Genomic DNA, 9,232 nt, shown 5'->3' with positions numbered 1-9,232 from the left:
GTCGCGGAGTGCTTCTGGGGGCTGGCCATAGGACCATTGAAGCAGACGCACCAGCGAGGCAGGAGGTCTCTCCCACTGCTCGGACGCCCATGGCTCCGGCCGGGGGGCTTCTTCGTTCATCGGGCGCCGTCCGTCCGGTGCCGGCCGTCGGACGGCCCGCACCGGACACCGTTCACCGGGCGCCGCTCACCAGCTGACACCGGTCAGCCGCTCGTACGCCTCCACGTACTTGGCGCGGGTGGCGTCCACCACCTGCTGCGGCAGCGGCGGCGGGGGCTGCTCGCCGCGGCGGTCCCAGCCGGACTCGGCGGAGGTCAGCCAGTCCCGCACGAACTGCTTGTCGTACGACGCCTGCGCGCGGCCCGGCTGCCACTGGTCGGCCGGCCAGAAGCGGGAGGAGTCCGGGGTGAGCACCTCGTCCGCGAGGACCAGCGTCTCGCCCTCGAAGCCGAACTCGAACTTCGTGTCCGCCAGGATGATCCCGCGGTCCCGGGCGATGTCGCGGGCGCGTCCGTAGACCGCGAGGGTGGCCTGGCGCAGCCGGGCGGCGGTGTCGGCACCGACCTGGCGGGTGACCTCCTCGTACGACACGTTCTCGTCGTGCTCGCCGACCGCAGCCTTGGTGGCCGGGGTGAAGATCGGGGCGGGCAGCTCGGAGCCGTCGGTCAGGCCCTCGGGCAGAGCGAGGCCGCAGACCGTGCGGGACTCCTGGTACTCGGCGAGGCCCGAGCCGGTGAGGTAGCCGCGGGCCACGCACTCCACCGGGACCATCTCCAGGGACTTGCAGACCAGGGTGCGGCCGCGCCAGTCGGCGGGGGCGCCCGCGGGCAGCTCCGTGCTCAGCACGTGATTGGGCGCCAGGTCGGCGAGCTGGTCGAACCACCACAGGGAGAGCTGGGTGAGAACGCGGCCCTTGTCCGGGATCTCGGTGGGCAGCACCCAGTCATAGGCGGACATACGGTCGCTGGCGACCATCACGAGGTCGCCCGCCTCGTTCTGGTACAGATCGCGCACCTTGCCGGTGTGCAGGTGCACCAGGCCCGGAACCTCGATCGGCTCGGGCTTTTCTACGAATCCGGACACGGTTCCTCCCCGTGGTTCTGTCCAATGGCTCGATTGTCCCGTATTCCAGGACAGGCCAGGACAGCGGGTCAGCCGTGCTTGCAGATACGGTCCAGGAGGTTCGCGGTGGCCCGCTGGACCCGGGTGTCGACATGGCCCGGCCGGTCCAGGGCCGGTGACCAGGCGAATGTTCCCGAGGCGAAGACCAGCGCGCCTGACGGGGCGCGGTACAGGGACGTCTCCTGATGGCGCAGGACGCCGTCGTGGTCGGTGTACGGGGAGTGGGCGAGCAGGATGCGCTCGTCGTGGTCGGGGAGCGGGGTGCGCGGGAAGTAGCGGTCGGCCTCGCCCGCGACCAGGCCGTCGAGTTCGTCGCCCTCGCGCGCGCCGGTGGCGTCCCAGAGCCAGTGTCCGGCGTTGCGGACGATCAGGGGGTGGGGCTCGGGGACCCGGCCCGCGTACTGGATGCCGACCAGCTGCTGTTCGGGCCGGTCGATCTCGCGCCACAGCACGGCCTTGCCGGGGCCCTTGCGCTTGCGGCAGGTCAGCAGGCGGTCGGGCACGGCGGACGGGGAGGGGCCCAGCTCCACCTGCCAGTACATGGTGTTGGCGGAGAGGAAGACGAGGGAGGTGCCCTGTTCCCGGGCGAGCTCGGCATTGCGGCGCATGGCCGAGGACCAGTACTCGTCGTGGCCGGGGAAGACCAGGCCCCGGTAGCGGGTGGGGTCGACCCGGCCGGCGTGCAGGTCGCTGGCGTCGGCGTAGGCGAGGTCGTAGCCGTAGCGCTCGGCCCAGCGGATGAAATCGTAGGCGTGGCCGACGTGCAGCGGCAGGCCCGCACCGGCGTACGGGCGGTCGAAGGAGACGGTCGTGGCGGCGTCGGCCTCGCCGAGCAGCCGGCCCTGCCCGTCCCAGGCGTGGTAGAGGCTGGCGCCGGTGCGGCCGTCCTCCGGGTAGAGGTTGTACGCCTGCCAGGTGATGTCGGGCAGGACCAGGAGCAGGTCCCTGGGGTGGTCGTCGCGGACCGTGAACGGGATGTGGGAGCGGTAGCCGTCGGCGGTGGTGAGGACGGCCACGTACGCGCCCGTGCTCCAGTGGGGCGGGATCTGCAGCCGCCAGGACAGCCACCAGTGGTGGCAGGAGACCGTGCGGTCGGCCGTGAGCGGGGGCGGCTGGACGATGCCGGACAGCCGGGGACTGGTGGTGATCTTGGCGGCGCCGTCGCCGCCGTAGTGGCCGATGCGGTAGATGTCGACCGCGAACTCCTGCGGCGGGTCGACGGTGACATGGAAGTCGACGGCCTCGCCGGGAGCGACCGCGCCGGTGGAGATGAAGCCCTTGATCTGGCGGTGCACGTCGTCGGCGGCGCGCGGGCCGCCGACCGGGGCGGGACGGGGGGCGGGGACCCTGGGGGTGCCGCGCCGGCCGGTGTGGCCGGGTGCCGGGTCCACGTACCAGGGGACGACCTGGCCGGTGTCGTCGAAGTACGTCTCGCTGCCGCGCAGCCAGGGGACCGGGCCCTGACCGAAGGGGTCCGTCACCGCGTGCGCCAGTGCTCCCGACTCCCAGCGACGGATCTTTTCCGACCCCATGCTGGCTCCCCTCCCTCGCTCCCCCGTGGCCGTGTGCGGCGTCCGGCGCGCGGTGTACTGCGGCGCGCCTCGCGCGGTGCCGTGCGGCTGTGCGGCGTGCGGCTGTGCCGTGCTGTGCTGTGCGGCTGTGCTGTGCTGTGCGTCGTGCGGTCCTGGCGCGGTGGGGGCCCGGCCGGACACACGGCGGTGCGCGGTGCGGCCGCGGTCGCGTACGGCTGCACGAGTGCACAGTCGTACGACTGTGCCGTCTGTCGTATGTCGGGCGCGCATGCCAAGTGCGCGTTCAGTCCCAGCACATCACATTACGCACCGATGCTGTCACTATTCGTTGCGAATTGGCCGAAAGTGGAATCGGGTGCTCCGGCAGAGATCCCGCCGTCCCGCCGTCCGTCAGACGAGCCGTACCGGCTTCTCCGGCCGTATCCCGCACTCGACCAGCCAGGTCCGCAGCGGCACCGGGTCCCCGTCCTCTATGAGGCTCAGAACCTTCGGTGTCAGGTCGGTCGTACGGATGCCGTCGATCAGCAGGGACGGGCCGTCCAGCCAGTCGAGACCGGGGGCGGCGCCCGCGGTGTCCATCGCGGCGCAGCAGACCATCGCGGTGACATGGTCGGCAAGAAGCTCCCGGGGCGTGCGGGGCGGCTGGAGCGGGAAGAGCGGGAGGGCGTCGCCGTCCCAGAAGGCCGCGTCGGGTCCCTGGGCCGCTCCGGCGGCGGCCGTCGAGCGGACCGCCGGGGCCGCGGCCTCCTCGCGGGCCAGCTCCGCGGTCAGCCCGCAGGCCAGCGCCATGCTGCGCTCGGTACCGCCCTGCAGCGCGTCCTCGTCGGCGTCGGCGGCCATCGCCGCGTAGGGCTGGGGCAGGGGCTTCGGCAGGTCCGCCGCGCCCGCCCGGTCCGGGGCCGTCAGGTGGTCGAGCACCCGGGCCAGGGTGGGCCCGCCGGGGTGGGACGCGGTGCGGTCGGTGGCACGCCGCACGCCCAGCGCGTCCAGAACGCGGTGCAGCCGGGCGGCGTCCGCGCGCCACTTGCGGTCGACGACCTCGTCCGGATACTCCTGCCAGTCCACCGGGGCCCAGTCCGGACCGGGCTCGGCGGGACCGCCGTGGAAGAGCCTGGCGGCCAGCAGCGAGGCGGCCTCGTCCACGAGACCGGGCTCTTCGAGCAGGTCACAGGCGGGGCGCTCGCCCAGCCGGGAGGTGAAGCCCTCGGCCAGCCGGTCCCGGCGGGACAGCTCGGTGAGGGCGGCCACCACTCCCGCGTCCAGCCGGGAGGGCCAGCGGCCCATCCGCCAGGCGGGCAGCGCGACCCGGGTCAGCAGCCGGTCCCAGCCCGCGTACGCCAGACCCACCTGCTCCTGGGCGACGATCCTGAGTCCGTAGTCCACAGCCTGTGCACGCTCGGCCGCGGCCGAGGCCACGCCCCGCTCCATCAGCGTCGCGTGCTCCCGGCAGCCGCGCAGCAGCAGCCTGGCCACCCAGCCGAGGGCCGCGCACACCGCCCGCAGGGGCAGCACCCGGCCGGGCGTGGAGGCGACGGCCACCGCCGCGTCCAGGCCGCGTACGAAACGGCGGGCGGCGGCTATGTCCGGGTGCGCCGACGGTCCCGTACCGGCGACGACCGGGGCGAGGACGGCCCGCAGTTCGCCCACCCGCATCCACCACAGGAACGGGGAGCCGATGACGAGCACGGTGGCGGCGACGCGGCGCGGCGGCCTGCCCAGGCCGGTCATCTCGTCGCGGTCGTGCCCGTCCGGCGGGGACGGGTCGTGCGACGCGTGGGTGCGGTCCTCCAGCCAGCTGTCGCAGTCCGGGGTGAGCGCTATGGCCGAGGGCGCGGGCACGTCCAGACGGTCGGCGAGGTCGCGCACCAGCCGGTACAGATCGGGGGCGGACTCCTCGGCGATCGGAACCGTCGGGCTCACGGCGGGGCGGGCCCTGGCCACCACCAGGCCGATGCCGGCGGCGGCGAGCAGCACGAGAACCGCGAACACCGTCACGATCCAGCGGGCGAGGTCCCAGCCCCGCCCCACCAGATGCCCGGTGGACCCGCCGGCCAGCAGCACCACGGCCACGGCCGCGGGCAGCAGAGCGACCGCCAGCGCCCGGCTTCTGACGCGCAGCACGGCAAGGGCCCGCGTCCGCGCGGCCTGCGCGCCCACCTCCACACCGATCCCGGTCACGTCCGGACTCACCCCCTCCCTGCTGACCTGGCTGTCCCGGTGGTCCCGGCTGTCCTGGCGAAGTTCACTCCCCCACTGTGGCACCCGCCGCCGACATCGCAATGCCGGTGGGCCAAGTGCCGGAATGCTTGCGCCGCACCCTAGTTGGGGCTCCGGTCCCCGTCAGCCGGATAGGGCATCGGTCACTCGATGGAATGGCTTTGGTCAGAGGTGGCAACGGAAAGCAAAGATCGGGCCTCGGATCTCTCCGGGGCCCGATCTTTGCGGAACACGAGGTCAGCGGGGTGGTTACGCGCCCTGGGCCGCCTTCGCCGCGATGTCCGTACGGTGCTGGGAACCGTCGAGTCCGATGCGGGAGACCGCCCGATAGGCGCGGTCGCGGGCCTCGGACAGGTCCGTGCCGGTCGCGGTGACCGAGAGCACCCGGCCGCCCGCGCTGACCACGGCGTCGCCGTCGTGCCTGGTGCCCGCGTGCAGGACGTACGCGTGCGGCGCGTCCTGGGCGGCCACCTCGTCGAGGCCGGTGATCGGGTCGCCGGTACGCGGGGTGTCGGGGTAGTTGTGCGAGGCGACGACCACGGTGACCGCGGCGTCGTCGCTCCAGCGCAGCGGGGCGAGGTCGTCGAGGGTGCCGTTCGCGGAGGCCAGCAGGACACCGGCCAGCGGGGTCCGCAGCCGGGCCAGCACCACCTGGGTCTCGGGGTCGCCGAAGCGGGCGTTGAACTCGATGACCCGGACGCCTCGGCCGGTGATCGCGAGTCCGGCGTAGAGCAGACCGGAGAACGGCGTGCCGCGGCGGCGCATCTCGTCGACGGTGGGCCTGAGAACGGTCTCCAGCACCTCCTCGACCAGCTTCGGGTCGGCCCACGGCAGCGGGGAGTACGCGCCCATGCCGCCGGTGTTCGGACCCTCGTCGCCGTCCAGCGCGCGCTTGAAGTCCTGGGCGGGCTGGAGCGGGACGACCGTCTCGCCGTCGGTGATCGCGAAGAGGGACACCTCGGGGCCGTCGAGGAACTCCTCGATGACCACCCGGTCGCAGGCGGCCGCGTGCGCCTTGGCCGTCTCCAGGTCGGAGGTCACCACGACGCCCTTGCCCGCGGCGAGGCCGTCGTCCTTGACGACGTAGGGGGCGCCGAAGGCGTCGAGGGCCTCGGCGACCTCGTCGGCGGTCGTGCAGACGTAGGAGCGCGCGGTGGGGACGCCCGCACACGCCATCACGTCCTTGGCGAAGGCCTTGGAGCCCTCCAGCTGCGCGGCCTCCCCGGACGGACCGAAGACCGGGATGCCGGCCGCGCGGACGGCGTCGGCGACACCGGCCACCAGCGGGGCCTCCGGGCCGACCACCACCAGCTCGGCGCCGAGCTCGCCGGCCAGCGCGGTCACGGCCGCGCCGTCCAGGGCGTCGACCTGGTGCAGCTCGGCGACCTCGGCGATGCCGGCATTGCCGGGGGCGCAGTACAGCGCCGTGACGTCGGGGTCGAGGGACAGGGAGCGGCACAGGGCGTGTTCGCGGGCGCCGCTGCCGATGACAAGGACCTTCACGGGGTGAAGCCTAACCGGCCCGGGAGCGGGCACTTTGTGCGGGCTTCCGAGGCGGCGGGTGCGCGCCGCTTGTGGCTTCCTCCGAAACGGGACCGGTAATCCGTCGCCCGTCACGGCCCTGACCTGGGACTATTCGTTGGAGATCTCCTCCACGACCGTCGCTCCGAGTTCCCGCACGATCAGTTCGTGCCCGGAGAGGGCCGACTCGTCGAGGTCGGGGTCGTCGTCCTCGGGGATGTCGTCCTCGGGAGCGACCGGGGGAGGCTCCGGGGCGGCGGGCCGGGCCATCGGGGCCTGTGCCATGGGGGCCGACGCCGAGTGGGCCGCCGGGCCGGCGGGGGCCGGGGCGGGCGAGGCGGGCTGCGAGGGTGCCGGGCGCTGCGCGGCGGGGGCGGCCGCGCCGCCGTACCCACCGGCACCGCCGTATCCACCGGCGCCCGCGCCAGGGCCGTACCCGCCGCCGTAGCCGGCCGGGGCGCCCGCGGCGGAGGCCGCCGGGCCGCCGCCCGACGCGTCGACGATCGCCTCGACCTTCCACTGCACGCCGAACTGTTCGAGCAGCGCCTGCCGCAGCACGTCCTCGCTGCCGCTGCTCGTGAAGTTGTCACGGGCCCCGGTGCTGACGAAGCCGAGCTGGAGCGTGGTGCCGTCGAAGCCGGACACATGGGCGTTCTGGCTGAGCAGGATCCAGGTGAACCGGCGGCGGTTCTTGACCGCCTCCAGGATGTTCGGCCAGAGCATGCGCGGGTCGAGGCCACCGGCGGGAGGTGCGTAGGCGGCCGCCGCGCCAGGGGCCGCGGGCGCGGGTGCGGCAGGCGCGGCGGCGGACGGGGCGGGGGCGGGCGGGCGGCCACCGCCACCGGCGGGAGCCGCGGTGGGCCAGCCGCCCGGCCGGCGGCCGCCGCCGGCGGGAGCCGCGGTGGGCCAGGCACCGGGCGCCGGCGCGCTCACGTCGGCGGGAGGGGCGGCCGGGGCGGCCTGTGCCGCGACGGGCGCCGGGGGCTGGGCGGCGACCGGCGGCTGCGGGGCGGCCGGTGCCTGCGGGGCGGCCGATGCCTGCGGAACGGCCTGGGGCTGCCCTGCGCCCGGCGCCGGGACACCCGGGGCCCCGGGACCCCGCACCGCGGCACGGGCCGCCGCGACCCCTCCGCCGGGCGGGATCGGCGCGGCGTCGGCGGGCTGCGGCCGGACCGGAGCACCACCCGCCACCGCGACCCCGTGCGCCTCGGGACCGGGTACGTACGCCATCGCGGGCGCGCCGCCGCCCGCGGAGAAGTTCACGCCCCGCTCGATGCGGTCCAGGCGGGCCATCACGGAACGCTCGTCGCCGTAGGCGGCGGGCAGCAGCACGCGCGCGCAGATGAGTTCGAGCTGGAGACGGGGCGAGTTGGCGCCGCGCATCTCCGTCAGGCCCTCGTTGACGAGGTCGGCGGCACGGCTGAGCTCGGCGGCACCGAAGATCCCGGCCTGGGCCTGCATCCGCTCGACGACGTCGACGGGGGCGTCGATCAGCCCCTTCTCCGCCGCGTCCGGCACTGCCGCCAGGATCACCAGGTCCCGCAGCCGCTCCAGCAGGTCGGCGACGAACCGCCGCGGGTCGTTGCCGCCCTCGATGATGCGGTCGACGACCTCGAAGGCGGCGGCGCCGTCACCCGTGGCGAACGCCTCGACGACGGAGTCGAGCAGCGAGCCGTCGGTGTAACCGAGCAGCGAGGTGGCCATGGCGTACGTCACACCGTCGGCGCGGGCGCCGGCCAGCAGCTGGTCCATGACCGACATGGAGTCACGCACGGATCCGGCGCCGGACCGCACGACGAGCGGCAGGACGCCGTCCTCGACCGGGATGCCCTCCTTCTGGCACACCTCGCCGAGGTACTCCCGAAGGGTCCCGGGCGGCACCAGCCGGAAGGGGTAGTGATGGGTCCGCGACCGGATCGTCCCGATGACCTTCTCGGGCTCGGTGGTGGCGAAGATGAACTTCAGATGCTCCGGGGGCTCCTCGACGACCTTGAGCAGGGCGTTGAAGCCAGCCGACGTGACCATGTGGGCCTCGTCGATGATGTAGATCTTGTACCGGCTTCCCGCGGGCCCGAAGAAGGCCTTCTCCCGCAGGTCACGGGCGTCGTCCACACCACCGTGCGACGCGGCGTCGATCTCGATGACGTCGATCGACCCGGGACCGTTCCGCGCCAGGTCGCGGCAGGACTGGCAGGTGCCGCACGGGGTCGGCGTAGGACCCTGCTCACAGTTCAGGCACCGGGCCAGAATGCGCGCGCTGGTCGTCTTGCCGCAGCCGCGGGGCCCGCTGAACAGGTACGCGTGATTGACCCGGTTGTTCCGCAGCGCCTGCTGCAGCGGGTCGGTGACATGCTCCTGCCCGATGACCTCGGCGAAAGACTCCGGGCGATAGCGGCGGTACAGCGCGAGAGACGACACATCTACGAGGTTATAGGCGCCCACCGACAACCGGCCCCGCCCGCAAACGCAAGCGCCCCCCACGCACCCGCCAGAGCCGACCTACCCTTGCTGCCTTCCGGCCCTGGGGGAGTTCAGTCAGATAGCGCCGCGTGAGGGGCTGCGCAAACAGTACCTGATTACGGCGGTCAGGATCGAGTTCGCGAGCACTCCTCTCGGTCATGTAATGTTCCCACCGGAGGATTCGCCTAGAGGCCTAGGGCGCACGCTTGGAAAGCGTGTTGGGGGCAACCCCTCACGAGTTCGAATCTCGTATCCTCCGCCAGTGCCTCACCGGGCACGTTGTAGAAGGGCCCCACCGCTTGCGGTGGGGGCCGTGTACGTTGTCCAAGGCTCGCGGCTAGCTGCCGGCGGGGCCGTCAGAGGTCACATACGGCGGCGGC

General features: G+C 73.6%; 5 protein-coding genes, 1 tRNA gene and 1 other RNA gene. 1 reads left to right on the top strand and 6 read right to left on the bottom strand.

The window, feature by feature from the left end:
* Positions 1-186: 186 nt before the first annotated feature.
* From ABT085_RS39220 to ffs, 6 genes are all read right to left on the bottom strand, one after another.
* Complete coding sequence (locus tag ABT085_RS39220; RefSeq protein ID WP_351619586.1) at positions 187-1,083, bottom strand: phosphoribosylaminoimidazolesuccinocarboxamide synthase; 897 nt, start codon at positions 1,081-1,083, stop codon at positions 187-189.
* Between the two features lie 68 nt (positions 1,084-1,151).
* A complete protein-coding gene (locus ABT085_RS39215) occupies positions 1,152-2,654 on the bottom strand; it encodes a N,N-dimethylformamidase beta subunit family domain-containing protein (RefSeq protein WP_351619583.1) in 1,503 nt (500 codons plus the stop codon).
* Positions 2,655-3,044: 390 nt separating this feature from the next.
* Entirely contained in the window at positions 3,045-4,832 is a 1,788-nt protein-coding gene (locus ABT085_RS39210) for a M48 family metalloprotease (RefSeq protein ID WP_351619580.1), read from the bottom strand.
* A gap of 288 nt (positions 4,833-5,120) precedes the next feature.
* On the bottom strand, positions 5,121-6,374 hold the full coding sequence (gene purD / locus ABT085_RS39205) for a phosphoribosylamine--glycine ligase (protein WP_351619577.1): 1,254 nt from the start codon (positions 6,372-6,374) through the stop codon (positions 5,121-5,123).
* Positions 6,375-6,503: 129 nt separating this feature from the next.
* On the bottom strand, positions 6,504-8,810 hold the full coding sequence (locus tag ABT085_RS39200; RefSeq protein WP_351619574.1) for a DNA polymerase III subunit gamma and tau: 2,307 nt from the start codon (positions 8,808-8,810) through the stop codon (positions 6,504-6,506).
* Between the two features lie 45 nt (positions 8,811-8,855).
* Positions 8,856-8,954: signal recognition particle sRNA small type (ffs, locus tag ABT085_RS39195), an RNA gene on the bottom strand.
* Positions 8,955-9,026: 72 nt separating this feature from the next.
* Here ffs and ABT085_RS39190 point away from each other — a divergent pair.
* Positions 9,027-9,114, top strand: a tRNA-Ser gene (locus ABT085_RS39190).
* The last annotated feature ends 118 nt before the right edge of the window (positions 9,115-9,232 follow it).

Origin of the sequence: Streptomyces sp. NPDC002265 (assembly GCF_040296125.1) — a bacterium.
Taxonomy (GTDB): domain Bacteria; phylum Actinomycetota; class Actinomycetes; order Streptomycetales; family Streptomycetaceae; genus Streptomyces.
Note: the sequence above shows the minus strand (reverse complement) of the source record. Positions and strands in the feature narration are given on the sequence as shown.

Coding starts and splice junctions, on each gene's coding strand:
- ABT085_RS39215 (WP_351619583.1), bottom strand. CDS start 2,654: ATGGGGTCGGAAAAGATCCGTCGCTGGGAGTCGGGAGCACTGGCGCAC.